The sequence below is a fragment of the Rubellimicrobium thermophilum DSM 16684 genome (assembly GCF_000442315.1).
Classification (GTDB): Bacteria; Pseudomonadota; Alphaproteobacteria; order Rhodobacterales; family Rhodobacteraceae; genus Rubellimicrobium; species Rubellimicrobium thermophilum.
In genome coordinates, this window is record NZ_KE557324.1 from 286075 (window position 1) to 310676 (window position 24602).

Consider the following 24602-nt stretch of genomic DNA (forward strand, 5'->3'; position numbering starts at 1 on the left):
CCGCAGCAACCGCCCGCCCAGCAGCCGCCCGCGTCCTCGCCGTCCGCGCCGGGCGGAGCGCCGGCGACCGGCATGCCCGCCTGGCTCAATGGGTGAGGCGCGGTCGGCAGCACGGCGGCGGAGGTCAAACCGGCCTTCGCCGCGGCCCGAGGCCCGGCGCGATCCTGCCGGGCCGATGACCCCGGATGAGTGGCAGGCGCACGTGACGCGCGAAGCGGCGCTGGAGATCGGACGATGGCTCGAGGCCCGAGGAAGACTGCACGCCCCCATCGCAAGCCTCGGCCTCGGCGACCTCGAAGCCATGGCCAGCAACGCGATCTCCCGCTGGATCGTGCTCCAGTCCGAAAAGCTCCAGAGGGCGGGTTGGCCGCCCGAGGACCCGATCGGGAGCTTCTTGCTCGGGTAGCGCTCTGCGCCGTCTGCGCCCGCGAGGCGCGCGGTTTCGGCTACTGCCACGGCCTCCGCTGGGATCGCCACCCCTACCACCGCTTCTGCTCGCGCCGCTGTCAGGACGTGGGCAGCACCATCGCCCGAAGGAACAACGGCATGATCGACAAGACCGCGCGCGAGGCGCAGGCGATCCGCGATGCGCGGACGCATTTCGCCGAAGCGCTCACCGATCTGGGGCTCATGGAGCCCTTCTTCCATCGCAGCGCCCAAGACATCGACCGCCTGATCGAGGCGGCCGTCACCGGCTACATCGACAGCATGCAGGACCAGGCCGCGCGCAAGGAGCGCACCGGCACGGTCCTGGATGACCCTCTGCCATTCTAGTCGGAGAGCGAAATGACCAACGGTGAAATCTGGAGAACCGTCCCGAGCGCCCCCGACTTGCTAGTGAGCAGCGAGGGGCGCGTGATGCTCGCGCCCTATCGCGGTCCGATGCCCAAGGGCGGCGAACGATCCTACGGGGGCACGCCGACGTTCGGCGTGTGGAACAAGCAGGATGCCCGCTTCATCATCGTGGTGCGCGGAACGACCTACAAGGTCGCGAGGCTCGTCGCGGAGGCGTTCCACGGACCCGCGCCATTCGACCGCGCCGTCGTCATGCATCTCGACGAGAACGCCGCGAACAATCGCGCCGACAACCTCGCGTGGGGGACGCAGCGCGAGAACCTGAACGCGCCCGGTTTCCTCGAATACTGCCGCGGGAGGACCGGAGATCGTCATCCCGTCGCCGTCGGCAAGCGTCGGAGGGCACGGTCATGATCGACCTGAACGAAGACACCGCGTCCTGCAGCTGGAAACCTCTGCTCGAGGCGGCCACCGAGAACGCCGTCACCGATTTCGAGATCGAGTTCTGCGACAGCCTCCGCGAGAAGCTCGCGCGGTTCGGCGACAGCGCCCGGCTGACGGACGCGCAGTTCCACAAGCTGACCTGCATCGCGCAGGCCGGCGGGTTCTGGGAGCGCGAGCGATGATCGACCTCAACCATGGCTCGGGCTTCCTCTACGGCGCCGGCGCGCCGCGTCCGCCCATCGCGCAGGCCGTGTCCGCCGCCATCGACACGGCGCTGTCCGCGCGCAACCGCGCCGAACGCCCGCGCACCTATGTCAGTTCCTCGGGTCTCGGCCGCGACTGCCTGCGCCAGATCCAGTACGACTTCCTCGCGGTGCCCAAGGACGAAGGCCAGGAGTTCGCGCCGCGCACGCTGCGCATCTTCGAGGCGGGCCATCGGGCCGAGGACATCGTCGCAGGCTGGTTCCGGATCGCCGGGTTCGACCTGCGCACCGAGCGCCCCGATGGTCGCCAGTTCGGGTTTGAGGCCCTCGGCGGCCGGTTCAAGGGCCATATCGATGGCTGCTTTGTCTCCGGCTCCGTCTCGATGGACTATCCCGCGCTCTGGGAGAACAAGGCGCTCGGCGCGGCCAGCTGGAAGGATGTGGTCAAGCGCGGCGTCAGCCTCGCCCGGCCGGTCTACGCCGCCCAGATCGCGCTCTACCAGGCCTACATGGACCTGCGGCCCCGGCGCTCTTCACAGCGCTGAACCGGGACACGATGGAGCTGCATGCCGAGCTCGTGCCCTTCGATGCGCATCTCGCGCAGGAGATGTCGGATCGCGCCGTTGCCGTGGTGCGAGCCTCCGAGGCGGGGGAATGGCTGCCGCGCGCCGCGGCTGAGCCCACGGCGGTCCTCTGCCGCGGCGGCATGGCGGCGGGCAAATGGCACGCCCCCTGTGCGTGGGCGAAACGGTGCTGGGGGTGAGCGGCGATGATCCCTGACGCCTATGAGCTCAAGCGGATCGTGCGCGCCCATCGCGACCGATCCTGGTGCTCCGACCTGCTCCGAGCGGCGGAGTTCGCGCCGATCTATTTCTTCGACGATCAGGCCTCTTTCGATGGCGACAGTGTCGACCGCGCGATGACCCGGGTGCTGACCGGCCAGCTTCGGCTGCCGCATCCGTCCGTGATCTTCGAGGTGCGCGAGCAGCGCGCGTCTCCCTCGGGCCTGATCGTCTGCGCTCGCGCCGACGGTGACATCGTCGAGGCCACGTTCCTCATGCGCAAGCGGGCGCCGCGCGGCTGGACGGATTGCCTGGTGCGGATCTGGATGCATCCGGACGGCAAGACGGAGATCGAGGGCAACCCGGCGGAGCAGAGCGACGAGACGGTCCGCGGTCACGGCGAAGTCGCTGCCGGCATCGTCTGGCGCGCCCTGACCATCCTCGGCGCGTCCCCGGACATCCGCGACCGCAAGGTGTCGCTTGCAGAACGGTCCCGCCTGTCCCGCGAGGGCGTGCGCGGATGGGTCTGGCGCCAGGTCGCCATCGATCCGGAGCGCCTGCGCGCGGCGACGCCGCCGCAGGGCGGCAGTCACGCCAGCCCACGCTGGCACATTCGCCGCGGTCACTGGCGGCAGCTCGCCGACGGGCGCCGGGTCTTCGTCCGCCAGTGCGAGGTGGGCGATCCGACCCGCGGCGGGATCGTCAAGGATTACGCAGTGGAGATGCCCCATTCATGACCGAGTTCACCCCATCCGCCACGCAGGCCGCCGCGATCCGCGAGATCAAGGAGTGGTTCGAGACCCGAACCGAGCAGCAGCAGGTGTTCCGCCTCTTCGGCTATGCCGGGTCCGGCAAGAGCACCGTGCTGAAGTTCGCGCTCGAGGAGCTCGGCCTCTCGCCCCACCGCAGCGCGAAGGACGGCCGCTGCGTGCCCGGCGTTGTCACCGCCACCTTCACCGGCAAGGCCGCGCTGGTGCTGACCCGCAAGGGCACGCCGGCGCGCACCATCCACAGCCTGATCTACTCGGTGATCGAGTCCACCGAGGAGGAGATCGAGGAAGCCGCCCGCAAGATCGCGCTGGCCGAACGCGACGCGCTCCGTCTCACCGGGTTCGCGCGCACCACGGCCGACGCCGCGATCGAGGCGATGCGCCAGGGGCTTTCGGCGATGAAGCACCCGCGCTTCGCCCTGAACCCGCAGAGCGACGCGGCCGACGCCCGGCTCATCGTGCTCGACGAGGTGTCGATGGTCGGCGAGGAGATGGCGCGCGACCTGATGAGCTTCGGCAAGCCGATCCTCGTGCTCGGCGATCCCGGCCAGCTGCCGCCGATCCGCGGCGAAGGCGCCTTCACCCGAGACGAGCCGGACGTGATGCTGACCGAGATCCACCGCCAGGCGGCCGAGAGCGCGATCATCCGCCTCGCCACCATGGCGCGGGAGGGTCGGCCCATCGGCTTCGGCGTCTACGACGATCATGTCGCGAAGCTCCGCAAGGGCGACATCACGCCGGAACAGGCGCTGCGCGGCGGCCAACTGATCTGCGGGCTGAACGCCACGCGTCTGCAGATCAACAACGCCATGCGCGCGGCCGCGGGGCTCGGCGGGACCTGGCTGCCCACGGGACCGGCCGAGAAGATCATCTGCCTGAAGAACCAGAACGATCTGGGGCTGATCAACGGGATGTTCGTGACGCTCGAGGACATCGTCGACGAGGGCAGCCTCTACTTCTCCGCCGTCGTCCATGACGAGGACGGGCGCCGCATCGGCGAGCCCTATGAGGACGGGCGTCCGGGCCGGCTGCGCATCTACAAGGGGCATTTCGAGGACCATGTCGCCTACGACGACAAGCGCCACGACCGCGACTACAAGGAGAAGCGCCTGCTGACCGAGGCGACCTTCGGCTGGGCGATCACCGCGCACAAGGCGCAGGGGTCGCAGTGGGAGAACGTGATCGTCTGGGACGACGGGCTGGGCCGCACCGAGATCGACCGGCGCCGCTGGCTCTACACCGCGATCACCCGCGCCGAGCGCGGGCTCGTCCTGCTGGCCTGAGGGGCGCGATGATCGACCTCAACGACATCGCGGTCGCGAAGACCCGGCACGATCTCGCGGCGGTGAAGGAGCGGCTGGCCTGCACGGCCGCCGACTGGCTGCCGGGGCTCTTCCCCGAGGCCCGGCTGGCGCGGGACCGTCGTTCCTTGCGCTGCGCAGACCTCTCCGGGCGCCGGCCGCGCAAGGAGGGCTCCTGCACCATCCATCTCGACGGGCCCTATGCCGGCTGGGGCTTCGACTACGCCACCGGCGAGCGGGCCGGTCCCATCGACCTGATCGCCCAGGCGACCGGCCTCTGCGATGGCGCGCTCTTCGATGAGGCGGCGCGGCTTGCGGGGATGGACTTTCCGGCGCCGCGGACAGCGCCGGCGGCGCCCTTGCGCGCGCGCCCGGATCATTCTTCCGAGATCGCACGTCTCGTCGACGGGGCCGTTCCACTCGCGGGCACGCTGGGCGAGACTTATCTGCGCGCGCGCGGGCTGTCGGATCCCGGATCGCCCGACCTTCTATTCCATCCCGACTTGCCGGACTTCGACAGCTGCCGCGGCTGGCCCGGCCTGATCGCGATCCTGCGGCTGCCGGGCGGGGAGCGCGCGCCGGGTATCCATCGCACGTTCCTGCTCGACGACGGGAGCGCCAAGGCGCCTCCGGGCAAGAAGATGCTTGGCAGCGTGAAGGACGCGGTGGTCCGGCTCTTCCCGATGCCGGAGGACGGACACATCGGCATCGCGGAGGGGATCGAGACGGCGCTCGCCGCCCACGCGCTCTTTGGCACTTCCGTCTGGGCAGCGCTGTCGGCCGACGGTCTGGCGCGGTTCCAGTGGCCCGAGGACACCCGGCGCATCACCATCTACGCCGATGCCGGGGACGCCGGGCGCCAGGCGGCTGCGACGCTCTCGGACCGTCTGAACCGGGCCGACATCCCGAACGAGATCGTCGCGCCGCTGCATGGCGACGACTTCAACGACGATCTGCTGCGCGGGGCCCGCGCCGAGGATTACGCGCGCGGGACAGATGCCGCAGCCGAGCCGCAGACCGAAGATCCGGTCGACGCCGAGACGGCCACCCCCGTTGTCGCCTCCGCCGACGATCCCGCCACCTTGATCGCCGCGGCCGAGGCGTTGACCAACCCGCCCGAGTTCGAAGCGCTGTCCACGCTGCTCGGGCGCATCGCGCTGGCGAAGCTCGACCCGCTGCCCGAGCGGCAGGTCATCGCGCGGATCAAGTCCGCGACCGGGATCGGCATGTCAGTGCTGACCCAGCAGCTGGCCGAGCTTCGCCGCCGCGTGAACGCCACCGGCGATCCGCACGCGCCGATCCCGAAGCCCGCCTGGTTCAGGCGCCTCCGGCTCGACCTCGCGGGCGCGCCCGAGCGCAACGAGGCCAACGTCATCGTGGCGCTGACCTCCGATCCGGCCTTCGCCGGCGTGCTGGCCTTCGACGAGTTCGGGCAGGAGATCGTGGTACGCCAGCCGCTGCCGTGGGACGGCGTCGCCACGTCGCTCCCGCGCCCCTGGGAGGATGCCGACGACATCCGCACCGCCGAGTGGCTGCAACTGCGCGGCATCAACGTGGCGCCGGTCGTCGTCAGCCGCGCCGTCGGCGCCGTCGCCCGCGAGCTGCGCATTCATCCTGTCCGCGACTGGCTCGACACCCTGAAATGGGATGGCACGTCCCGGATCGAGACCTGGACCAGCGCCTATCTCGGCGCGGAACCCACGGCGTTCCATCACACCATCGGTGCGCTCTGGCTGATCTCGGCCGTCGCCCGCATCTATCGCCCCGGCGTCAAGGCCGACCACATGCTGATCCTCGAGGGGCCGCAGGGCGCGCGCAAGTCCACCGCGATCAAGGTGCTGGCCGGCGAGGATTGGTTCACCGACGAACTGCCCGAGCTCGGGTCAAAGGACGCGGCTTTGCACATGCAAGGCGTCTGGATCGTCGAGATCGCCGAACTCGACGCCATCGGCCGCGCCGAGGTCTCGCGCATCAAGGCGTTCCTGACCCGCACCACCGACCGCTTCCGCCCGCCTTACGGTCGCTACACCGTCGAGGTTCCGCGCCAGTGCGTCTTCGCCGGCACCGTGAACCCCGACACCTATCTGCGCGACGAGACCGGCAACCGGCGCTTCTGGCCGCTCCGCTGCGGCGCCATCGACATCGCGGCGCTCGCCCGCGACCGGGACCAGCTCTGGGCCGAGGCCGTCCATCGTTTCCGCGCCGGCGCGATCTGGTGGATCGACGACCCGGCGCTGCTGGCGGAAGCCCGCGAGGAACAGGACCGCCGCTACCAGTCCGACGCCTGGGACGACCTGATCGAACACTGGCTGACGCACGAGATCCGCACCGTCTCGGACGGCTTCCCCGACTACGGCAACTCCCGCACCGAAAGCGTTCCGCGCCCGGAGCCGCTGAAGGACGTGTCGGTCGGCGAGATCCTCGAGGAGGCGATCGGGCTCGAACCTGCCCGCTGGACCCGCGGCGACCAGATGCGCGTCTCGGCTTACCTCAAGGCGAACGGCTGGGAGCGGTACCGGCGGCGCGACGAGGGCGGCCGCGAGGCGCCGCGGGAGTGGCGGTATCGAACAAGGCCGGCAGAATAGGATCTATGTGTTCGCCATCCCCTACTAGCCGAAGACGAGCCCGCCATCCACGATCAGGTTCTGACCGGTGACCGACCGCGCCCATGGCGACGCGAAGAACAGGACCGCATCGGCCAGCTCCTCCGGCGTCGTCACGCGACCGAGTGGGGTCTGCCCGGCGACGATGTCGAATACCGCATCGGGCGTCGCGGCGCTGGCGTCGGTGGTGCGCAGCAATCCGCCCGAGACCATGTTGACCGTGACGCCCAGAGGGCCAAGCTCCTTTGCCGCAGTGCGCGTGAAGGCCAGGAGCGCACCCTTGGCGGCAGTATAGTCGTGATAGGGCACCACCGGGTTCTGCAAAAGGTTCGTGCCGATGGTCACGACACGCCCGAAGCCTCGCGCCTCGAAATGCGGGCGCAGGGCCTGAATGCAGTTGAGCGTGCCCCCGACCGCCGTTTCCGTCTGTCGCACGATCTCGGTCCATGTCAGGTGCTCGAGATGCGCCCGCGCATCGCCGTTGAAGGAGAAGTCGGCGAGTGCGTTGTGCACCAGAACGTCAGGCGGGCCGAGCCTCTCGACGATCTCGTCGACCATCCGGGCGACCGCCTGCACATCGGTCACGTCGGCGGCAAACGCTGCGGCGCACGGGCCGAGATCGGACGCGAGCGCGTCGGCCGCCGCCTTGCTCCTTCGGTAGTTGATCGCGACCTTCGCCCCCTCTCGCGCAAAGGCACGCGCGATTGCGGCGCCGAGGCCGCGGCCTCCGCCGGTGATGAGAACGGTGAGGTCGGAAACCGGACGGCTCATGCGGTTTGTCCTTTCTGGAAAGCGTGGAAATGGTGCGTCGGCCCATGGCCTTGCCCGACCGTCAGCGCATCAGCCTGAGCGATGGCGGCGGCGACGTAAGCCTTGGCCTCTGCTGCCGCGCGACCCAGGGGCAGGCCATGTGCGAGGAACGTCGCGAGCGATGACGACAGGGTGCATCCCGTGCCATGCGTCTTGTGCGTGGCGTGGCGCAAGCCGGGCAGCCAGGTCAGATCCGTGGCCTCGACCAGCAGATCGGGGCTGTCGTCGCCGCCGAGGTGCCCGCCTTTCAGAAGCACCGCCTTGGGGCCGAGGCCGAGGAGCGCACGCGCCTGCGCCGCCATGCCTTCCCGCGTCGTCGCCTCGTCGGTTCCCAGCAGATCGGCGGCCTCGGGCAGGTTCGGCGTGATGACCGTAGCTCGGGGCAGCGCATCGCGCAGGGCGGCCACCGCCTCGGCCTCGAGCAGGCGGTCGCCGCTCTTGGCCACCATCACCGGGTCGAGCACCACCGGCGCATCAAGGCCATCAAGCGCAGCGGCGACCGCCGCGACCGTCGCGGCGCGCCCAGCATGCCGATCTTGACCGCGTCGATCCGGATATCCGCCCGGATCGCGGCGATCTGGGCGGCGACGAAATCCGGGGCCACCATCCGCACTCCGCTCACGCCGCAGGTGTTCTGCGCCGTCAGCGCCGTGATCGCGGCCATCCCGTAGCCGCCGCAGGCCGAGATCGCCTTGATATCGGCCTGGATCCCGGCTCCGCCCGAGGGATCGGAGCCCGCGATGGACAGCACGTTGGGGATCATGCCTGCCTCCATTCCTGCACGAGGGCGCGGGTCGCCACTTCAGGGTCGGGCACGCGCACCACGGCCGAAACGACGGCGAGCCCCGCCGCCCCTGCGCGCCGCACCGGTTGCGCGTCGCCGAGGCCGAGGCCCCCGATCGCCACCGCCGGAACCCGCGACCGGGCGGCGATACGCGCGAGGCCATCGAAGCCTATGGGGGCGGCATGATCCGGCTTGGTTGCCGTGGCACGGATCGGCCCGGCACCGATGTAGTCGACACCGGACGGGATCGCGGCACATTGCTCGGCCGTCTCGACCGACAGTCCGAGGATCTTTCCCGCGCCAAGACGGGCACGCGCCGCGCCCGGATCGCCATCGCCTTGGCCGATATGCAGCCCGTCCGCGCCGGAGGCCAACGCGACCTCCAGCCGGTCATTGACGATCAGCTTGACGCCGAGCGGCGCAAGCTCGGCCATCAGAATGCGGGCGAGCGCCACCAGATCGGCATCCGACGCAGTCTTGTCGCGCAGCTGCACGGCCCAGGCCCCGCCGCGCGCCGCCGCGCGCGCCTGGTCGGCGACCGCGTACGGGGCGTCCGGATCGGTGATGACGTAGACGGCGCCGATCATGCCGGGCTCACCCTAGCGCCAGCGTCGAGCGCCTCGGGTGTGAGCGCCGCCAGCGCGTCCAGGAACGCCGGCTGGAAGCTGCCCGGCCCCTGCGCCGTCTCGGCCGCCGCTTCCCCGGCCACACCGTAACAGGCGAGCGCCGCCGCGGTCGCCTCGAGCACCGGTTGACCCACGCAGAAGGCCGCGATCACGCCGTTGAGCGAGCAGCCCATCACCGTGACACGCGCCATGAGCGGATGCCCGTTGGCCACCCGATACCCCTTCGACCCGTCGGTAACGTAATCGACCGGGCCGGAAACGGCGACGACGCCACCCGTGCTTTGCGCCAGCCTCCGCGCCGCCTCCATCGCCGCCTCGACACTGTCGCCCGCATCGACCCCGCGCGCCGCGCCTGACAGCCCCGCCAGCGTCAGGATCTCGGAGGCGTTGCCGCGGATGACGCTCGGCCCGAGGTCGATGAGCCTTTGCGACAAGTCACTACGGAAGCGTGTCGCCGCCACGCCGACCGGATCGAACACCCAGGGCCTTGCGGCGCCGTTCATCACGACGGCGGCCTCCTCCATCGCGGCGCCCCAGTCGGGGTCGGCTGTGCCGATATTGACCGTGAGCGCCTGCGCAAGTCCTGCGAACTCCGCGGCCTCTTCGCGCGCATGCACCATCGCCGGGGAAGCGCCCGCGGCAAGCAGCACGTTGGCCATGAAATTCATTGCCACGAAATTGGTGATGTTGTGCACGAGCGGCGCGGTGTCGCGCATGCGTGCAAGGTGATGTCCCGGTGCGTCCATGTTTCTCCCCGTCTCGGCGCGGGGACACGCGATACGGGGAACGGATGAGCACTTGGCCCTGTTCGTCGCACCGCGGACTTCCTACGCCAGCATGATCTGGTTCAGGTTCGAAGGGTGCTTCTCAGACCGCGCCAAATGCGCGGACGCCCCTGTCCGTGGGGCAAGATAGACGACGTGGTCATGTCCGTCAAGCTGGTGTAAATTCCCGGATGGCCTGAGGGCATGATCAGGCGGCCTTCGTGGTTATGCTGAGAATGGGGTCGATCTCCTCCTTGTCGATCTGGGCGAAGGCTTCGACCATCATGTAGCGGCTCGAGGTCTGCCATTCATCGTTCTGCTCGAACAGCACGGCGCCGATGAGCCGCATGATGGAGGCCTCGTTGGGGAAGATGCCGACGACATCGGCGCGGCGCTTCACCTCCTTGTTCAGGCGTTCGATCGGGTTTGTGGAATGCAGCTTGGTCCGGTGTTGGCGGGGGAAGGACATGTAGGCCAGCACGTCGTGCTCGCTGGCGTCCATGAGGTCGGCCAGCTTGGGCCAACGCGGGCGCAACTGCTCGGCCACCTTGCGCCAGGTCTCGCCGGCATGGGCGCGGTCCGGCTGGTCGAAGGCCTGCCGGATCGCGGCGGCGACGACGGTGTGCTGGCCGCGCGAGACGTGCGCGAGGGCGTTCCTGATCCAGTGAACGCGGCACCGCTGCCACGTGGCTTCGAAGACCCGGGCGATGGCCGCCTTGAGCCCTGTGTGCGCGTCGCTGATGACCAGCCTGACCCCGCCGAGGCCGCGGGCGCGGAGAGACCGCAGGAACTCGGTCCAGAACGTCTCGGCTTCCGAAGGGCCAATACCCAGGCCGATGATTTCTCTCCGGCCTTCCGTGTTCGCGGCGACGGCGATTATCGCGGCGACCGGCACGATGCGACCGCCCTGGCGCACCTTGAGGTAGGTGGCGTCGAGCCAGACATAGGGCCAGTCGCCGGTCAGCGGACGGTTCAGGAACTCGCCCACCCGCTCGTCGATGTCCTTGCAGAGCTTCGACACCGTGCTCTTCGAGATTCCGTTCAGGCCCATCGCCTGCACCAGCTCGTCCACTCGACGGGTCGAGACGCCGCCGATCCACGCCTCCTGGATGACGGCCACCAGCGCCTGTTCCGAGGTCTTGCGGGCATCGAGGAAGCCCGGGAAATAGCTGCCCTGCCGCAGCTTCGGCACCCGCAGGTTCAAGGTGCCCAAACGGGTATCGAGAGCGCGCTCTCGATACCCGTTGCGCCACGTCGTGCGCTCACCGCTGCGTTCATGCCGACCGGCGCCGATGATGCCTTCCACATCGGTCTCCATGATCAGCTGCAGAACGGCCTCGGCAATGCCGCGCAGGAAGTCTCCCTGATCGTGCTTGGCCAGAAGTTCGGAAAGGTCCATGTTCGTCTTGGTCATCGGGGTCTCCGTATGGTTCGTGGTTGAAGCGTCGAAACTCCACCTCGATCCTACACCTCGATGGCCACCAAGGATCACACCGCCAGCGGCGATGAAATTACACCAGCTCCTCGGACACTAACGACGACGTCGGCCGAGACATGTCAATGGCATCGCTTTCCGTACTTGACCGTAGTGGGGAAATTCCGTCGTCAGCCTGTCCTAACCCCCCCGTGGTCCCAACCCTGTCCCAACCTCCCGAGGGGGTTGGGGACACGAAAAGCCGTTCAAAAACAAAGGTGTCCCCAACCTCACCCTGTGGTCCCAACCTTTTGCTACTCATTCATGTGGGAGAACGGAAAAGGTCGGGAACATGTTTTTCTATACGAAAAGAGAAGGACCCCCGTTGGGGACACCGAGGTTGGGACCACATCTGGTCAAGCCATTGGAGTAAAACGATAAAAGGCTGTCCCAACCTCCTCGAAGATTGGGACCACGCGTTCTGAGGTTGGGACCGGGGCGGATCGAACGTCGATCACCGCCCGCCGCAGCGTCCCTGGTCGTTTTCGCTTTGGCCGAGGACCGCCGGATGCTACATCTGGTGGTGACCGAAGCCGAAGGCCCACAACTTGTGAGCCTTCACGATGAACACTCCGATCCCCGCGCAGGACGTCCGCCCCGAATCGGGCGCGATCAGCCGGTCCTGCATCCTCGCCCTCGATCTCGGCACCACGACCGGCTGGGCGCTCCGTAGCCATGACGGACTGATCACCAGCGGCACGGTCAGCTTTCGCCCCCGACGCTTCGACGGCGGCGGCATGCGGTATCTCCGCTTCACCAACTGGCTGACCGAACTCGACCGTCTGTCCGGCCCCATTGCCGCGATTTGGTTCGAAGAGGTCCGCCGCCACGCCGGCACCGACGCGGCGCATGTGTTTGGAGGTCTCCTCGCGACGCTGACGACATGGGCCGAGTTGCGAGGAATTCCGTATAGCGGCGTTCCGGTCGGCACGATCAAGAAGTACGCGACAGGCCGGGGAAATGCACCCAAGCAGGACATGATTGCCGCGGCACGGGCTCGCGGCTTTTCCCCTGCCGATGACAACGAAGCCGATGCAATCGCGATACTGAATTGGGTCATCGACACAAACGGGGGTGTCGCATGATCGACTTGAACCCGGAGTGGCGCTCGATCCCCGGTTGGCCGGAATACGATGTTTCCGAGGATGGACGGGTTCGGCGCGCTGTGGGCGGGAAAGGTGCCCGGGCGGGTCGGATTCTGAGGCAGTGGCGCAATCCCCAAAACCAGTACCTCTATGTTCAGCTGTGGCGCGGAAACCGCCGCACAGGCATCCCGGTCCATCGCCTTGTCGCCATGGCCTTTCTCGGACGTCCGCCCAGCGAACGTCACGTGGTCGCACATGAGGATGGCACGCGGGACGTCAACCACCCATGGAACCTCCGTTGGGCGACACAGCGCGAGAACGTCGGAGACACCGTGCGCCACGGCACGCACAACCGTGGCTCGAGAAACGGCCAGGCGAAGATCGACGAAGTCTGCGCGCTCGCGATCCGGAAGATGCACGCCATGGGGATTCCGAGACGGGAAGCGGCCGTGGGCTTTGGCCTCTCCCGTCAGGCCGTCGACGACATCATCAACGGAAAACGCTGGAGGCATGTCGCATGAAATCGATGCGTTGGCATCCGGCCGGCTATGGCGGCTCGCGCCGCGATCCGGACCAGGTGAAGCGCGATGGCTGGCATGACGAGGGTGTGCTCGCCGTATCCGTCGACGACCATCGCCTGACCTGGCCAGAGCGCGAACTGGTGCGTCAGCTCGGCGAGAAGCTGTATGGACCTCGGGCGAGCGACCGGGAGGCCGCGAATGGCTGAGTGGACGCCCACCATGGTCGAGGACCGGCTCGAGAGCGCGGCCGACGTGTTCCGGTCGCTGCCCGAGGTGAAGCCGCAGGGCTACTTCAACGCCTGGCCCGAGTACTTCCACAGTTTCGCCGACCAGGTCGGTCAGGAGCCTCGGATGCGTCGACCCAAGCCCGGACCGCGCGACATCACGCAGGCCGAGGACGCCTTGCTCTGGCTACGCTGGCTCGATCCCGCCGACGCGCGCCTGCTCTGGCTCCGGGCGAACCGGAAGCCGTGGAAACCGATCTGCTGGGAACTCGGCATCAGCCGTGCCACCGCGAACCGGCGCTGGCAATACGGGATCGCCGTGATCGTCTGGCGGCTGAATGGGAGGCAGGTGCCGAAGAAGCGGTCGATGGATTTCGTGGTCGGGCGTGCGGGATGAGCGCGCCTTACGTCGCCTCGAACGGGTTCAGCACCTCCACGTCCAGCCCGGCCACGTCCGCCCCGTTGCGCGTGACGAGCGTCAGGCCGTTGGTCTTGGCCGTCGCCGCCAGCAGCGCGTCGACGACCGGCACCGGACGGACCGCGTTCATTCGGCCCCATTCCTCCGCCACGGCCGTGTCGACGGGCAGAACCCGGTCACCGAAGCCCGCAATCACGTCCCCGAGCCACGCCTCGAGCGCGGCGGCCTTCGTGGGATCGCGGCGGCGCGCCAGTTCCACGCCCTTGCGGATCTCGCCCAGCACCAGCGCGCTGAGCCACAGGTCGTCCTCGGCGACGCCCGACCACCAGGCCGCCACGGCCGGGTCGCAGCGGTCGCCCTTGCGCACTTCAGAGATGATGTTCGTGTCGATCAGGAAGCTCACAGGGAGACGTCGCGCCCGAAATCGCGGGGACGGTCGAGATCGATCCCTTCGAGCGGCGCCGAGGCGAGCAACGCCTTGAGACCGCCGCTGCGGGGCGTGGCGATCCTCTCGCGCAGGATGGCGCGCGTCTCGCTCTCGCGTTCGGGATCGCCGAGAGCGGTGGCGACGTCCCGGACGAGGGCGGCATCCTCCTTGCGGACCTGCACTTCCACGCGCACGAAGCCCTGCCGCTGACGGCGCTTGCGCCACTGGGTGACGGGGGAAGGATCGGTGCTGGCCATGCTGCCCTCCATTTCCGGAAATACTACCGGAAAGATGGGGGCGCGGCAACGGGCTTCAAGATCGCGCTGTCAAGTCACAACGAACCCGCGAGACATTTTCCCGCGAGACACCGGAAGGCGAGACGCCGAAGCCCAGCCACGCTATCAAATCACTAGACTCGGAGTTGTGCGCTCGGGCGAACCGACGCTCATCCCGAGGTGGACACCGGGGCTGGCTTCCGGGGTCCAGCCGGGGTCCAGGCTGCCAAGCCCTTGTTTTTCGGTTCCTTTCTGGGCCGGAACGTATGCTGGCGGGCTTGGCTCGGCATTTCGCCAGCGTCAGGGCCAGATTTTTGGGAAGCCACCGGAGTCCAGCGTCCACCCGCGACGCCACGAAACCCTCGTGAATTCAAACATCTGACCGGCCGCGCGGGATGGACACCCCGCGGATGCCGGAGTCCAGCCGGAAGCCGGCGGACCCCATCGCGCCGGAGTCCAGCCCGGCGGATGCCGACCTATCATCGACAGGAACCTGCATGACCCTCGCCTTCGCCCCCGAGCGGATCGAGCACTGGCCGCTGGCCAGGCTCCAGCCCTATGCCCGCAATGCAAAGCAGCACGGGGCGGAACAGGTCGCGAAGCTCGCCGCGAGCATGGCCGAGTTCGGCTGGACCGTGCCGTGCCTCGTCGGCGAGGACGGCGAACTGATCGCCGGGCACGGCCGCGTGCTGGCGGCCGAACAGCTCGGTCTGACCGAGGCGCCGGTGATCGTGCTCGGGCACCTGACCGAGGCGCAGCGGCGTGCCTACCGCATCGCCGACAACCGGCTGGCTGAAAGCCCGTGGGACGAGGCGCTGCTCTCGGCCGAGCTGCAGGACCTGCTGGCGGACGACTACGACCTGTCGCTGGTCGGGTTCTCGGACGGCGAGCTCGACAAGCTGCTGGCCTTCGATCCGGACGGGGGCGGTGAAGAAGAGGGTGGCGCCGGGGGCTCCGTGCCTCCGGTGACCATCCCCGAGCCGCCGCGCAACCCGGCATCGCGGACGGGTGACCTGTGGATCCTCGGCGACCACCGGCTGCTCTGCGGCGACAGCACCAGCGCTGCCAATGTGCGTCGCCTGATGAACGGCGAGCGCGCGGTGTTGTTCGCGACCGACCCGCCGTATCTGGTCGACTACGACGGCTCGAACCATCCGACCCGGAACAAGGACTGGAGCCAGTCCTACGGCGTCACCTGGGACGACAGTTCGCAGGGCGCGGAACTCTACGACGGGTTCATCGCGGCGGCCGTCGCCGAGGCGATCACCGACGATGCGGCCTGGTACTGCTGGCACGCCTCCCGCCGCCAGGCGATGCTGGAAGCCTGCTGGGAAAAGGCCGGCGCCTTCGTCCATCAGCAGATCATCTGGGTGAAGGACCGCGGGGTTCTCACCCGGTCGCATTACCTCTGGAAGCATGAGCCCTGCTTCATGGGCTGGCGTCGCCCGAACCGCCCGCCGAAGGTTGCGGAGCAGACGCTGCCCTCGACCTGGGAGATGCCGAGCTTCGCCAAGGACGAGCGGCCCGACCACCCGACGCCGAAGCCGCTCGACGCCTTCGGGATCCCGATGCGCCAGCATGTGGCGCGGGGCGGCCTCTGCTACGAGCCGTTCTCGGGCTCGGGTTCGCAGATCATGGCGGGCGAGGTCAACGGACGCCGCGTCTTTGCGATGGAGATCAGCCCGGCCTATGTCGATGTCGCGGTCGAGCGCTGGCAGGCCGAGACAGGCCGCGACGCGATCCTTGATGGCGATGGCCGAACCTTCGCGCAGGTGAGAGCCGAGCGCTTGGGTGACAAGGCCGAAGCCGCCGCCTGATGGCCGTCTACTACAACGATGCCGATCCCGCGGCCTGCGCCTGGCTGCGGGAACTGATCGCGGCCGGGCTGCTGCCCCATGGCGAGGTGGACGAGCGGTCCATCCTCGACGTCGAGCCCACCGACCTGCGCGGCTTCGCGCAGTGTCATTTCTTCGCCGGAATCGGCGGCTGGCCTCACGCGCTGCGACTCGCGGGCGTAGCGGAGGATCTGTCCGTCTGGACCGGTTCGCCGCCCTGCCAGCCATTCAGCCAGGCCGGGCAGCGCAAGGGACAGGACGATGACCGCCATCTCGCCCCGACCTTCCTGCGGCTCGTCGCAGCCTGCCGCCCGGAGCTCGTCTTCGGCGAGCAGGTCGCCAGCGCGGCAGTGCTCGGACCGGTTGGCGGTGCGGCTGGAACAGCAACTGAGGGCGCGGCTGACTGGGCGTGGTTCGATGCTCTGGCGGCTGACCTGGAAGCGGCATCTTACGCCGTCGCGGCGGCCGATCTGCCGGCTGCGGGCATCGGCGCGCCGCACATCCGCCAGCGCCTGTTCTTCGGCGCCGTCGCCTTGGAAGCAGTCACTCGCGGGTTGGGCGACGGCCTCGGCGCGGGATCACAAGGACGGAACGGAATGCCGGGCGGTGCCGATCAATGCGCTGCTCGGCCGGCAGGTCTGGCTGGCGGGTTGGCCGACGGCCATGGCGGGCTCGCCCGCAACGGACCGATACAATGCAGCCGGCAACACCGATGCGAGCCGCAGGACGGTGAAGCTGGTGGACTGGTCGATGGTGCCGACCCTGCCGGGGCCGATGCGACGGACGGCGTCTGGCGAGATCCGGACTGGCTCCTCTGCCGCGATGACCGCTGGCGGCCCGTTGAGCCCGGAACATTCCCGCTGGCTGATGGGATACCCGGTCGCATGGGGCTGCTGCGGGGCTACGGCAATGCGATCGTTCCGCCGCTCGCGGCGGAGTTCGTGACGGCCTTCATGGAGAGCCTGCGATGAAGCAGAGCCGGACCATGTCGATGGTCGAGGCCGCGGCAAACGTTGTCGTCGGCTACGTTTTGGCAATCGCCACGCAGATCGTTGTGTTCCCGTGGTTCGGGATCGAGACCGGTCTCGCGGAGCATCTGACCATTGGCCTCGCCTTCGTCGGCGTCTCGCTGGCGCGCGGCTATCTGCTGCGCAGGCTGTTCGAGGCGATCCGGATGCGGAGTTCTTGAGGACGCTCGTGATGCAATGTCGGTGTCATGCGGCGCCGCGATGAATTACGCTCGATCCCACACGGAGGAACCGGGCTAGATGGCAGGCGGACAGGAGCACTGGGACGACGTCTACGGTGCGCGGTCGGAAGACGCGCTGACATGGTTCGAAGCAATGCCGGCGATGTCTCTCGACCTGGCGCGCGAACATCTTGAACCGGGCGCGCCGTTCATCGACATCGGGGCCGGTGCGTCCCGGCTCGTCGACGCGTTGCTCGATGAGGGGTTCGGCCCCCTCACGGTGCTGGACCTTTCCGCAGCCGCCCTGGCCGTCAGCCGGCAGCGGCTCGGCCCAAGGGCCGATGCGGTTCAGTGGATCGAGGCGGACATCACGACGTGGCAGCCCGAGCGGGATTACGCGGTCTGGCACGACCGGGCGGTGTTCCACTTCCTGACTGCGGCCGAGGATCGTGCCGGCTATGCACGTGCCCTTACGCACGCCCTGCGCCCCAGCGGAATCGCGATCATTGCGACATTCGCGGATGACGGACCGGAGATGTGCTCGGGTCTGCCCGTCGTGCGCTATGCGCCGGAAGAGCTGGCGCAGGAACTCGACCGACTGCTTCCGGGCCGGTTCGAGACGCTCGACGCCAGACGCCACATGCACGTCACGCCGAAAGGTAATCGACAGAGCTTTCAGTACAGCGTGTTCCGCAAGACCCACCGTTGAGACGAACGCCGCCGCCCTTGTTGGGCGGCGACCTGCAGTTGGCGCGCACGCGCGGCGTCAGTCGCGTATGGCGTAGACGCGCCCCCTTCCGTCGATTTTCTCGGAGGTGATGGTCAGGCCGAGCTTTTTCTTGAGCGCGCCGGCAAGCGCACCCCTCACTGTGTGCGGCCTCCATTCCAAGGCCGCGACGATCTCGTCGATAGTGGCGCCGCCATCGGCGCGGAGCATCTCGATCAGCTTCGCCTGCTTCGTGCCCGTGCGCGGTGTGCGCGTCTTGGGTGCGCGGTCTGCCTCGACGGGGGCGTTCTGCGGGGCTTCCGCGCTCGGCGCCGCGTCGGCGCCCGTGGGCGCGCTGTTGCCGCTGTCCGGCTCGACACCGATGGCGGCGAGGCCCGCGTCCGTGATGTGCAGGAGGATAGCGCGGCCGTCGTCGACGTTGCGCCAGATGCGGTTGAGCGCGGCGTCCGCCTTGGTCTGGCTGTCGGTCGCGGTCTCCGCGATCAGCCCGCGGGAGAGCAGCGCGCCGACCACCTTGGCGGCGGCGCCGCCGCGCAGCGAGCCGGGAAGCGGCAGGACGTTGCGGTCCTCGCGCTGCGCGGCAGCGCTGAGGATCACGAGTTGCGTGTCGGAAAGCTTGGTCATCTGGGGTCTCCGTGTTCGAGGCCCGCGTCATGCGGCGCCTTCTACGACCCCGAGCCGCGCAGGGCGCGCGGCAGGAGTTCCGGCCGCGCCGGAGATCAGCGGGCGTGCTCGCCCTCGCCGAAGGCGCTGTCGGTGATGCGCTTCAAGAGGCTGGCGTAGTGTTCGAGGGTGCCGACCATCGCCCAGCCCGCCTCGTCGGGGGCGCAGTTGAAATGATCGTCGCTCAGCGCCTGCAGTCGGGCGAGCATCTCGTCGATTTCGGCCTTCTTGCCGATGAAGGCCGCGAGCGCGTTCGCCCGGTTCCTCGAACCGGTGGCGGAACCGGGCTCACCCTTGTTCCTGCGCGCCTTCTCGGCGCGGAGTTCGTGGCGCGGGGTGGTGATCGGGTTCAGGCGGGTGGTCATCGTGGTGGCTCCTTGGTGAGTTGCATCGCTTCGTTGAAGTGACGTTCCCTCTGTCCGCCGCGCTTATCAACTCTATAAGCACATGATTTCGAATGATAATCGGAGCCGTCGATGCGGGGCATGAGCGAGCGCCAGTACGCCGCGCATGTCGGGCTGTCGCGGGGCGCGATCCAGAAGGCGAAGACCGCCGGCCGGCTCGTCCTGCACGAAGACGGCAGCATCGACGCCGCAGCCTCCGACAAGCGGCGGGCCGAGACGACGGACCCGTCGAAGAGCAGACCGAAGTCGGCGAGCCGCCCAGCCGGCATGAAGCCGGTCCCGGCGGCGGCCATCGCAGCCGTCGGCGAGACGCTTCGCGAGAACGGCGTCACCGTCCCGGATGTCGGCGACGGCGCAACGTTCATGAAGGCGAAAACCGCCAACGAGGTGATGAAAGCTCAGGAGCGCAAGCTGCGGCTCCAGAAACAGAAGGGCGAGCTCGTCGATCGCAATCGTGCCGAGATGCTCGTGTTCCGCCTCGCGCGCGAGGAACGCGGCGCATGGGTGACCTGGCCTGCGCGCGTAGCCGCGCAGATGGCGTCGGAACTCAATACCGCGCTCGAACACCAGGATACCGCCAAGAGCGGCGCCTCAGAACCGGCGGTGACGACCGCGCTGATCCAGAGACTGCTCGAAACCCATGTCCGCGCCCAGCTCGACAGCCTCGCCGATGTCCGGCCGAGGCTCGGATGAGAGTGCGGTCGACTTCGACGGAGCGGAGGGACTTCTTCGGGCATGGCGCAGCGGCATCCGTCCCGATCCGGACCTGACGGTTTCGCAATGGGCGGACCGGCATCGGCGGCTGGGTTCGCGGGCCTCGGCGGAACCCGGCCGCTATCGCTCTGCGCGCACGCCCTACATGCGGGAGATCATGGACCGGCTGAGCCCGGGCGACCCGGCCCAGCGGGTCGTGTTCATGAAAGCCGCGCAGGTCGGCGCGCCGCTCGCGCTCGACACCCCGGTGCCGACGCCCTTCGGCTGGACGACCATGGGCGAGATCGCCGAGGGCGATCTGCTCTACGACGAGCGCGGGCGCATCTGCCGGGTCACCGGCCTGTCGCCGGTGTTCGGCGATCGGCCCTGCTTCGAGGTGGCATTCGACGACGGGGGAACATATCGTCGCGGACGGCGAGCATCGCTGGCCGGTCTGGGACTTCACGAACGACCGGCCCGCCGCGCGCACGCTCACCACGGCGGAGATGGCCGGGCGGGCGATCATCGGCGCAGGGGCCAGGCGGAGGCGCTATGCCATCGACTGCTGCGATCCGGTCGACATGCCGGACCAGGACCTGATCCTGCACCCCTACGTCCTCGGGCTCTGGCTCGGAGACGGCTCGTCGATCATGAACCACATCTCGCTGCACGAGGAGGACGCCGAGATCGTCGGTCACCTCCGCGCCTGCGGCGTCGAGGCCGAGTTCCGGCTGCCGCACTGGCGCAAGGGCAGGCTTGCCAATGTGGTGATCGACCCGACGTTCCGGATGCGCCGAGAGGACGGCGCCTCGCTCGCGGACTGCTTCCGGTCGCGCTTCGTGACGCGGCTGAGGCAGCTGGACGTGCTCGACAACAAGCACGTGCCGCTCGCCTACATGCGGGCGAGCCGATGGCAGCGGCTCGAACTCGTGCGCGGGCTGATGGACTCCGACGGCACGATCACACCTGACGGCAAGCGCTGCGAGTTCTCGAACGCCGACCGGGGGCTCGTCGATGCGATGGTCGATCTGCTCCGCGGGCTCGGCTACAAGCCCGCGATCTATCATGGGCGGTCGCGCCGGAAGGTCTTCGGGCGGGACGGCCGCGCGACGACGTCCGCCGAGTACTGGCGCGTGTCGTGGACGGCCTATGCCGAGGAGCCGATGTTCCGGCTCTCGCGCAAGCGGGCCCGGATGCGCTCGATCGAGTCCGGGCGGCCGTGGAAAAGCCGTCGCCGGCGCATCGTCGCGATCCGGCCTGTGCCGAGCGTGCCGGTGCGCTGCATCGAAGTGGACTCGCCGAGCCACCTTTTTCTGTGCGGGAAGGGCTGGATCCCGACGCACAACACCGAGGCGGGCAACAACTGGATCGGCTTCGTCATCCACCATGCGCCGGGGCCGATGCTCGCGGTCCAGCCGACGGTGGAACTGGCCAAGCGGAACTCGCGGCAGCGGATCGACCCGCTGATCGACGAGAGCCCGGAGCTGCGGGAGCGCGTCAAACCGGCCCGGTCCCGCGACGCGGGCAACACGATGCTGTCCAAGGAGTTCGCGGGCGGCATCCTGATCATGACGGGGGCCAACTCGGCGGTCGGGCTGCGCTCGACCCCGGCGCGGTACATCTTCCTCGACGAGGTCGACGCCTATCCGGCCTCGGCCGACGAGGAAGGCGACCCGGTCACGCTGGCCGAGGCCCGGTCGTTGACCTTCGCCCATCGGCGCAAGGTCTTCCTGGTCTCGACGCCTACGATCCGGGGGCTCTCCCGGATCGAGCGGGAGTTCGAGGCGTCCGACCAGCGGCGCTACTTCGTGCCGTGCCCGCATTGCGACGCGATGCAGTGGCTGAAGTTCGACCGGCTGCGGTGGCAGACGGGCCGTCCGGAGACGGCCGAGTATCTCTGCGAGGGCTGCGAGCGGCCCATCGCCGAGCACCACAAGACGAGGATGCTCGAGCGCGGCGAGTGGCGCGCGACCGCCACCGCCACCGACCCGCTGACGGTGGGCTACCACCTTTCGGCGCTCTACTCGCCGGTGGGGTGGCTCAGTTGGGCGCGGATCGCGCGGGCGCATGAGGCGGCACGGGGCAGCGACGAAGCCATGCGGGCGTTCCGGAACACCATCCTCGGCGAGACCTGGATGGAGACCGGCGAAGCGCCCGACTGGCAGCGGCTGGCCGACCGGCGCGAGGCATGGACGCCGGGCACGGTCCCGGAGCGCGGCCTGTTCCTGACCGCGGGCGCCGACGTGCAGAAGGACCGGATCGAGGTCGATGTCTGGGCCTGGGGTCGGGGTCTGGAAAGCTGGCTCGTCGATCACCTCGTGCTCGAGGGCGGCCCCGGCGATCCGGCCTGCTGGCAGCAGCTGACGGATCTGCTCGGGCGGACATGGACGCATGCTTCGGGTCAGCGAATGACGCTCGCCCGGCTCGCGATCGATACGGGCTACGAGACCAGCGCAGTCTATGCCTGGTCGCGCCAGGTGGGGTTCGCGCAAGTCGCGCCGGTGAAGGGCGTCGAGGGGTTCTCCCGGACGAGCCCGGTGACCGGGCCGACCTATGTCGACGCGACCGTTGCGGGCAAACGGCTCCGGCGCGGCGCCCGGCTCTGGACCGTGGCCACATCGACCTTCAAGGCCGAGACCTATCGCTTCCTGCGGCAGGACCGGCCGACGCGGGAAGAACAGGCGGCGGGCGCGCTGTGCCCGCCCGGCACGATCCACCTGCCGGACTGGGCGGACGGCGAATGGCTGAAGCAGCTGACCGCCGAGCAGCTGGTGACCGTGCGGACGAAACGCGGCTTCGCGCGGCTCGAATGGCAGAAGCTGCGCGAGCGCAACGAGGCGCTGGACACCCGGGTCTATGCCCGCGCGGCCGCGTGGATCCTCGGGGCGGATCGCTGGCCCGAGGCGCGTGGGCCGATCTGGAAGCGCAGCTCGGGGTGGCGAAGCAGGACGGGTCTGAGCCCGGTCCAGCGACGGCACCATCCGCCCCAACCCGAACGACGCCGCGCCGGCGCACGGTGCGCTCGAGCTACATGAGGTGATCCATGGCCACGGCCGCAGAACTCCGCGCCCGCCGCGACGCGCTGACCGCGCAGCGGTCCTCGGGCGTGGCGCGGGTCAGCTATGACGGCAAGACCGTGGATTATCGCAGCGTCGCCGAGATCGACCGGGCCATCGAGGCGCTGGATCGCGAGATCGCCGCAGCCGAGGGGCGCCGGATCGTCCGGCAGGTGCGGATGACGACGGCGAAGGGGCTCTGACCGCATGGGCCTCTTCGATCGCTTCCGCCGCCGCCCTGCCGGCGGCCCCGCTGCCGTGCGCGCCCGCCTCGAAGGCGCCATGGCGAAGCGTCGGCTGCGCGGCTGGAACCCGCCGCTCGAGAACATCAACGCGCTGGTCGCCTCCGGTGGACCGCGTCTGCTGGCGCGGTCCCGAGAGCTGGTCGTGACCAACGGCTATGCCGCCAACGCCTGCGAGGCCTTCGCCGCGAACCTTGTCGGCGACGGGATCAAGCCCTCGTCGCTGATCGGAAACGCTGACATGCGCGACCGGGTGCAGCGGCTCTGGCTCGCCTGGACCGACGAGGCCGATGCGGACGGGCTGACCGACTTCTACGGCCTGCAGGCCATGGTCGCGCGGGAGATGTTCGTCGCCGGCGAGTGCTTCGTCCGGCTGCGCCCGCGTCGGGTCGAAGACGGGCTACTGGTCCCGCTGCAGCTGCAGCTTCTCCAGTCCGAGATGCTGCCCTTCGAGAAGACCGAGACCGCGGCGAACGGCAACCGCATCCGCTGCGGGATCGAGTTCGATGGGATCGGCCGCCGCGTGGCCTACCACTTCCGCCGCCGCCACCCGGGCGACAGCACCGACCAGGGGGCGGCCATCCCGGAGACGGTGCGCGTGCCGGCGGCGGACGTGCTGCACATCTATCGCCCCATCGACGCGGGCCAGATCCGGGGGCTGCCGCATATCGCGCCGGCGATGGTGCGGCTGTTCCTGCTCGACCAGTACGACGACGCCGAGCTCGACCGAAAGAAGACCGCAGCGATGTTCGCGGGCTTCATCACCAAGACCGCGCCGGAAGAGCCCATGATGGGAGAGGCGGAGGCGGATCTCGACGGGGCGGCCATCGCGAGCCTCGAGCCCGGCACGATGCAGGTGCTGCTGCCCGGCGAAGACGTGAAGTTCTCGTCCCCGGCGGATGTCGGCGGCGGCTACGAGGCGTTCCAGTACCGGACGCTGCTCTCGGTCGCGGCCTCGCTTGGGCTGCCCTATCACCTCGTCACCGGCGATGTCCGGCAAGCGAACTACTCGAGTCTCAGGGCCGAACTCGTCGAGTTCCGTCGCCGCATCGGCCAGCTGCAGCATGGCGTCATCGTGCACCAGCTCTGCCGGGCAGTCTGGCGGCGCTGGCTGGAGACCGCGGTCCTGTCGGGCGCGCTGGAGGCCGATCCGGCAGAGGTGCGACCGGTGCAGTGGATCCCGCCGCGCTGGGACTGGGTCGATCCGCTGAAGGACATCCAGGCGCAGGTGCTGGCGATGGAGGCGGGCATCACCTCGCGGCGCAAGGTGGTCGAGGCGACCGGATACGACGTCGAGGAAGTGGACCGCGAGAACGCCGCCGACGCCGCGCGCGCGACGGGTCTCGGCCTGCGCTACCGCACCAGCCCCGGCGAGACGCAGGGCGCCCGCGCGACGCCGGCGACCCGGGCCGAGCCCGGCGATGGCGCCGGTAACGACACGGACGACGGCGCCGACGCGACCGATCCGGCCACCGAACAGGAGTGAC

At 69.0% G+C, this 24602-nt stretch carries 28 protein-coding genes, 2 pseudogenes and 1 riboswitch; of the genes and pseudogenes, 21 read left to right on the plus strand and 9 right to left on the minus strand.

The annotated features are described in order from the left end of the window. Positions 1-175: 175 nt before the first annotated feature. From RUTHE_RS13635 to RUTHE_RS13675, 9 genes are all read left to right on the plus strand, one after another. Positions 176-406, plus strand: a complete 231-nt coding sequence (locus RUTHE_RS13635) for a hypothetical protein (protein ID WP_021099056.1) — start codon at positions 176-178, stop codon at positions 404-406. Positions 407-546: 140 nt separating this feature from the next. Next, entirely contained in the window at positions 547-774 is a 228-nt protein-coding gene (locus RUTHE_RS17120; RefSeq protein ID WP_040645881.1) for a DUF6511 domain-containing protein, read from the plus strand. A 12-nt stretch (positions 775-786) separates the two neighbouring features. Continuing rightward, on the plus strand, positions 787-1209 hold the full coding sequence (locus RUTHE_RS16265; RefSeq protein WP_021099058.1) for an HNH endonuclease signature motif containing protein: 423 nt from the start codon (positions 787-789) through the stop codon (positions 1207-1209). After that, the gene (locus tag RUTHE_RS13655; RefSeq protein WP_021099059.1) at positions 1206-1421 is read left to right on the plus strand and encodes a hypothetical protein; all 216 of its coding nucleotides are present in this window, start codon (positions 1206-1208) and stop codon (positions 1419-1421) included. The genes RUTHE_RS16265 and RUTHE_RS13655 overlap by 4 nt, the downstream gene beginning before the upstream one ends. Next, positions 1418-1987 carry a hypothetical protein gene (locus tag RUTHE_RS17830; RefSeq protein ID WP_021099060.1) on the plus strand — a complete coding sequence of 190 codons (570 nt, stop codon included), beginning with the start codon at positions 1418-1420 and terminating at the stop codon, positions 1985-1987. Before RUTHE_RS13655 ends, RUTHE_RS17830 begins: the two co-directional genes overlap by 4 nt. 11 nt (positions 1988-1998) lie before the next feature. Next, positions 1999-2205 (plus strand): hypothetical protein, encoded by a 207-nt coding sequence (locus RUTHE_RS17835; protein ID WP_021099061.1) that lies wholly within the window; start codon positions 1999-2001, stop codon positions 2203-2205. Between the two features lie 6 nt (positions 2206-2211). Next, positions 2212-2961 (plus strand): hypothetical protein, encoded by a 750-nt coding sequence (locus RUTHE_RS13665; RefSeq protein ID WP_021099062.1) that lies wholly within the window; start codon positions 2212-2214, stop codon positions 2959-2961. Then, positions 2958-4277 carry an ATP-dependent DNA helicase gene (locus RUTHE_RS13670; RefSeq protein ID WP_021099063.1) on the plus strand — a complete coding sequence of 440 codons (1320 nt, stop codon included), beginning with the start codon at positions 2958-2960 and terminating at the stop codon, positions 4275-4277. The genes RUTHE_RS13665 and RUTHE_RS13670 overlap by 4 nt, the downstream gene beginning before the upstream one ends. Before the next feature lie 8 nt (positions 4278-4285). Then, entirely contained in the window at positions 4286-6880 is a 2595-nt protein-coding gene (locus tag RUTHE_RS13675) for a VapE domain-containing protein (protein ID WP_021099064.1), read from the plus strand. Positions 6881-6904: 24 nt separating this feature from the next. Here RUTHE_RS13675 and RUTHE_RS13680 read toward each other — a convergent pair whose 3' ends face one another. The 5 genes and pseudogenes from RUTHE_RS13680 to RUTHE_RS13700 all read right to left on the minus strand — a co-directional run bounded on the left by RUTHE_RS13680 (position 6905) and on the right by RUTHE_RS13700 (position 11296). Beyond that, a complete protein-coding gene (locus RUTHE_RS13680) occupies positions 6905-7669 on the minus strand; it encodes a 3-oxoacyl-ACP reductase (RefSeq protein WP_021099065.1) in 765 nt (254 codons plus the stop codon). Further along, a pseudogene (thiD, locus tag RUTHE_RS13685) lies at positions 7666-8471 on the minus strand (bifunctional hydroxymethylpyrimidine kinase/phosphomethylpyrimidine kinase). The gene RUTHE_RS13680 and the pseudogene thiD overlap by 4 nt, the downstream one beginning before the upstream one ends. Then, positions 8468-9079: a thiamine phosphate synthase gene (gene thiE, locus RUTHE_RS13690; protein ID WP_021099068.1), complete on the minus strand. Its 612-nt coding sequence runs from the start codon at positions 9077-9079 to the stop codon at positions 8468-8470. The pseudogene thiD and the gene thiE overlap by 4 nt, the downstream one beginning before the upstream one ends. Further along, positions 9076-9864, minus strand: coding sequence for a hydroxyethylthiazole kinase (gene thiM, locus RUTHE_RS13695; protein WP_021099069.1), 789 nt, complete (start codon positions 9862-9864; stop codon positions 9076-9078). Before thiM ends, thiE begins: the two co-directional genes overlap by 4 nt. Positions 9865-9925: 61 nt before the next feature. Further along, positions 9926-10025: riboswitch (TPP riboswitch) on the minus strand. Between the two features lie 65 nt (positions 10026-10090). Continuing rightward, positions 10091-11296, minus strand: coding sequence for an IS256 family transposase (locus RUTHE_RS13700; RefSeq protein WP_021099070.1), 1206 nt, complete (start codon positions 11294-11296; stop codon positions 10091-10093). Positions 11297-11919: 623 nt separating this feature from the next. Here RUTHE_RS13700 and RUTHE_RS13705 point away from each other — a divergent pair. The 4 genes from RUTHE_RS13705 to RUTHE_RS13720 are packed head-to-tail and all read left to right on the plus strand — an operon-like array spanning position 11920 to position 13583. Then, positions 11920-12441, plus strand: coding sequence for a crossover junction endodeoxyribonuclease RuvC (locus tag RUTHE_RS13705; protein ID WP_021099071.1), 522 nt, complete (start codon positions 11920-11922; stop codon positions 12439-12441). Continuing rightward, entirely contained in the window at positions 12438-12962 is a 525-nt protein-coding gene (locus tag RUTHE_RS15640; protein WP_021099072.1) for an HNH endonuclease, read from the plus strand. The genes RUTHE_RS13705 and RUTHE_RS15640 overlap by 4 nt, the downstream gene beginning before the upstream one ends. Further along, the gene (locus RUTHE_RS13715) at positions 12959-13168 is read left to right on the plus strand and encodes a hypothetical protein (protein ID WP_021099073.1); all 210 of its coding nucleotides are present in this window, start codon (positions 12959-12961) and stop codon (positions 13166-13168) included. The genes RUTHE_RS15640 and RUTHE_RS13715 overlap by 4 nt, the downstream gene beginning before the upstream one ends. Continuing rightward, positions 13161-13583, plus strand: coding sequence for a DUF6362 family protein (locus RUTHE_RS13720; protein ID WP_021099074.1), 423 nt, complete (start codon positions 13161-13163; stop codon positions 13581-13583). The genes RUTHE_RS13715 and RUTHE_RS13720 overlap by 8 nt, the downstream gene beginning before the upstream one ends. 7 nt (positions 13584-13590) lie before the next feature. Here the strand turns inward: RUTHE_RS13720 and RUTHE_RS13725 are convergent, their stop codons facing one another. After that, complete coding sequence (locus RUTHE_RS13725; protein WP_021099075.1) at positions 13591-14007, minus strand: type II toxin-antitoxin system VapC family toxin; 417 nt, start codon at positions 14005-14007, stop codon at positions 13591-13593. Then, positions 14004-14288, minus strand: coding sequence for a hypothetical protein (locus RUTHE_RS13730; RefSeq protein WP_021099076.1), 285 nt, complete (start codon positions 14286-14288; stop codon positions 14004-14006). Before RUTHE_RS13730 ends, RUTHE_RS13725 begins: the two co-directional genes overlap by 4 nt. 515 nt (positions 14289-14803) lie before the next feature. On the opposite strand from RUTHE_RS13730, the gene RUTHE_RS13735 reads away from it, so the two are divergent. The 4 genes from RUTHE_RS13735 to RUTHE_RS13750 all read left to right on the plus strand — a co-directional run bounded on the left by RUTHE_RS13735 (position 14804) and on the right by RUTHE_RS13750 (position 18039). Next, a complete protein-coding gene (locus tag RUTHE_RS13735) occupies positions 14804-16123 on the plus strand; it encodes a site-specific DNA-methyltransferase (RefSeq protein ID WP_021099077.1) in 1320 nt (439 codons plus the stop codon). Further along, positions 16123-17112, plus strand: a complete 990-nt coding sequence (locus RUTHE_RS13740) for a DNA cytosine methyltransferase (protein ID WP_021099078.1) — start codon at positions 16123-16125, stop codon at positions 17110-17112. Before RUTHE_RS13735 ends, RUTHE_RS13740 begins: the two co-directional genes overlap by 1 nt. Continuing rightward, on the plus strand, positions 17109-17330 hold the full coding sequence (locus tag RUTHE_RS13745) for a DUF7220 family protein (RefSeq protein ID WP_021099079.1): 222 nt from the start codon (positions 17109-17111) through the stop codon (positions 17328-17330). The genes RUTHE_RS13740 and RUTHE_RS13745 overlap by 4 nt, the downstream gene beginning before the upstream one ends. 79 nt (positions 17331-17409) lie before the next feature. Next, positions 17410-18039 (plus strand): class I SAM-dependent methyltransferase, encoded by a 630-nt coding sequence (locus tag RUTHE_RS13750; RefSeq protein WP_021099080.1) that lies wholly within the window; start codon positions 17410-17412, stop codon positions 18037-18039. A gap of 57 nt (positions 18040-18096) precedes the next feature. Here the strand turns inward: RUTHE_RS13750 and RUTHE_RS13755 are convergent, their stop codons facing one another. Continuing rightward, positions 18097-18681 carry a DUF3489 domain-containing protein gene (locus tag RUTHE_RS13755; protein WP_021099081.1) on the minus strand — a complete coding sequence of 195 codons (585 nt, stop codon included), beginning with the start codon at positions 18679-18681 and terminating at the stop codon, positions 18097-18099. Positions 18682-18776: 95 nt separating this feature from the next. Then, the gene (locus RUTHE_RS13760) at positions 18777-19085 is read right to left on the minus strand and encodes a hypothetical protein (RefSeq protein WP_021099082.1); all 309 of its coding nucleotides are present in this window, start codon (positions 19083-19085) and stop codon (positions 18777-18779) included. Positions 19086-19196: 111 nt separating this feature from the next. Between RUTHE_RS13760 and RUTHE_RS13765 the strand changes: the two genes are divergently transcribed. The 4 genes and pseudogenes from RUTHE_RS13765 to RUTHE_RS13780 all read left to right on the plus strand — a co-directional run bounded on the left by RUTHE_RS13765 (position 19197) and on the right by RUTHE_RS13780 (position 24601). Continuing rightward, on the plus strand, positions 19197-19817 hold the full coding sequence (locus RUTHE_RS13765; protein ID WP_021099083.1) for a hypothetical protein: 621 nt from the start codon (positions 19197-19199) through the stop codon (positions 19815-19817). Beyond that, positions 19795-22857 (plus strand): annotated as a pseudogene (locus tag RUTHE_RS18700) (terminase gpA endonuclease subunit). The gene RUTHE_RS13765 and the pseudogene RUTHE_RS18700 overlap by 23 nt, the downstream one beginning before the upstream one ends. Before the next feature lie 3 nt (positions 22858-22860). After that, positions 22861-23076 carry a phage head-tail joining protein gene (locus RUTHE_RS13775; protein WP_021099085.1) on the plus strand — a complete coding sequence of 72 codons (216 nt, stop codon included), beginning with the start codon at positions 22861-22863 and terminating at the stop codon, positions 23074-23076. Positions 23077-23131: 55 nt separating this feature from the next. Then, the gene (locus RUTHE_RS13780; RefSeq protein ID WP_245542249.1) at positions 23132-24601 is read left to right on the plus strand and encodes a phage portal protein; all 1470 of its coding nucleotides are present in this window, start codon (positions 23132-23134) and stop codon (positions 24599-24601) included. Position 24602 lies beyond the last annotated feature (1 nt).

Coding starts and splice junctions, on each gene's coding strand:
- RUTHE_RS13635 (WP_021099056.1), top strand. CDS start 176: ATGACCCCGGATGAGTGGCAGGCGCACGTGACGCGCGAAGCGGCGCTG.
- RUTHE_RS17120 (WP_040645881.1), top strand. CDS start 547: ATGATCGACAAGACCGCGCGCGAGGCGCAGGCGATCCGCGATGCGCGG.
- RUTHE_RS16265 (WP_021099058.1), top strand. CDS start 787: ATGACCAACGGTGAAATCTGGAGAACCGTCCCGAGCGCCCCCGACTTG.
- RUTHE_RS13655 (WP_021099059.1), top strand. CDS start 1,206: ATGATCGACCTGAACGAAGACACCGCGTCCTGCAGCTGGAAACCTCTG.
- RUTHE_RS17830 (WP_021099060.1), top strand. CDS start 1,418: ATGATCGACCTCAACCATGGCTCGGGCTTCCTCTACGGCGCCGGCGCG.
- RUTHE_RS17835 (WP_021099061.1), top strand. CDS start 1,999: ATGGAGCTGCATGCCGAGCTCGTGCCCTTCGATGCGCATCTCGCGCAG.
- RUTHE_RS13665 (WP_021099062.1), top strand. CDS start 2,212: ATGATCCCTGACGCCTATGAGCTCAAGCGGATCGTGCGCGCCCATCGC.
- RUTHE_RS13670 (WP_021099063.1), top strand. CDS start 2,958: ATGACCGAGTTCACCCCATCCGCCACGCAGGCCGCCGCGATCCGCGAG.
- RUTHE_RS13675 (WP_021099064.1), top strand. CDS start 4,286: ATGATCGACCTCAACGACATCGCGGTCGCGAAGACCCGGCACGATCTC.
- RUTHE_RS13680 (WP_021099065.1), bottom strand. CDS start 7,669: ATGAGCCGTCCGGTTTCCGACCTCACCGTTCTCATCACCGGCGGAGGC.
- thiE (WP_021099068.1), bottom strand. CDS start 9,079: ATGATCGGCGCCGTCTACGTCATCACCGATCCGGACGCCCCGTACGCG.
- thiM (WP_021099069.1), bottom strand. CDS start 9,864: ATGGACGCACCGGGACATCACCTTGCACGCATGCGCGACACCGCGCCG.
- RUTHE_RS13700 (WP_021099070.1), bottom strand. CDS start 11,296: ATGACCAAGACGAACATGGACCTTTCCGAACTTCTGGCCAAGCACGAT.
- RUTHE_RS13705 (WP_021099071.1), top strand. CDS start 11,920: ATGAACACTCCGATCCCCGCGCAGGACGTCCGCCCCGAATCGGGCGCG.
- RUTHE_RS15640 (WP_021099072.1), top strand. CDS start 12,438: ATGATCGACTTGAACCCGGAGTGGCGCTCGATCCCCGGTTGGCCGGAA.
- RUTHE_RS13715 (WP_021099073.1), top strand. CDS start 12,959: ATGAAATCGATGCGTTGGCATCCGGCCGGCTATGGCGGCTCGCGCCGC.
- RUTHE_RS13720 (WP_021099074.1), top strand. CDS start 13,161: ATGGCTGAGTGGACGCCCACCATGGTCGAGGACCGGCTCGAGAGCGCG.
- RUTHE_RS13730 (WP_021099076.1), bottom strand. CDS start 14,288: ATGGCCAGCACCGATCCTTCCCCCGTCACCCAGTGGCGCAAGCGCCGT.
- RUTHE_RS13735 (WP_021099077.1), top strand. CDS start 14,804: ATGACCCTCGCCTTCGCCCCCGAGCGGATCGAGCACTGGCCGCTGGCC.
- RUTHE_RS13740 (WP_021099078.1), top strand. CDS start 16,123: ATGGCCGTCTACTACAACGATGCCGATCCCGCGGCCTGCGCCTGGCTG.
- RUTHE_RS13745 (WP_021099079.1), top strand. CDS start 17,109: ATGAAGCAGAGCCGGACCATGTCGATGGTCGAGGCCGCGGCAAACGTT.
- RUTHE_RS13750 (WP_021099080.1), top strand. CDS start 17,410: ATGGCAGGCGGACAGGAGCACTGGGACGACGTCTACGGTGCGCGGTCG.
- RUTHE_RS13755 (WP_021099081.1), bottom strand. CDS start 18,681: ATGACCAAGCTTTCCGACACGCAACTCGTGATCCTCAGCGCTGCCGCG.
- RUTHE_RS13760 (WP_021099082.1), bottom strand. CDS start 19,085: ATGACCACCCGCCTGAACCCGATCACCACCCCGCGCCACGAACTCCGC.
- RUTHE_RS13765 (WP_021099083.1), top strand. CDS start 19,197: ATGCGGGGCATGAGCGAGCGCCAGTACGCCGCGCATGTCGGGCTGTCG.
- RUTHE_RS13775 (WP_021099085.1), top strand. CDS start 22,861: ATGGCCACGGCCGCAGAACTCCGCGCCCGCCGCGACGCGCTGACCGCG.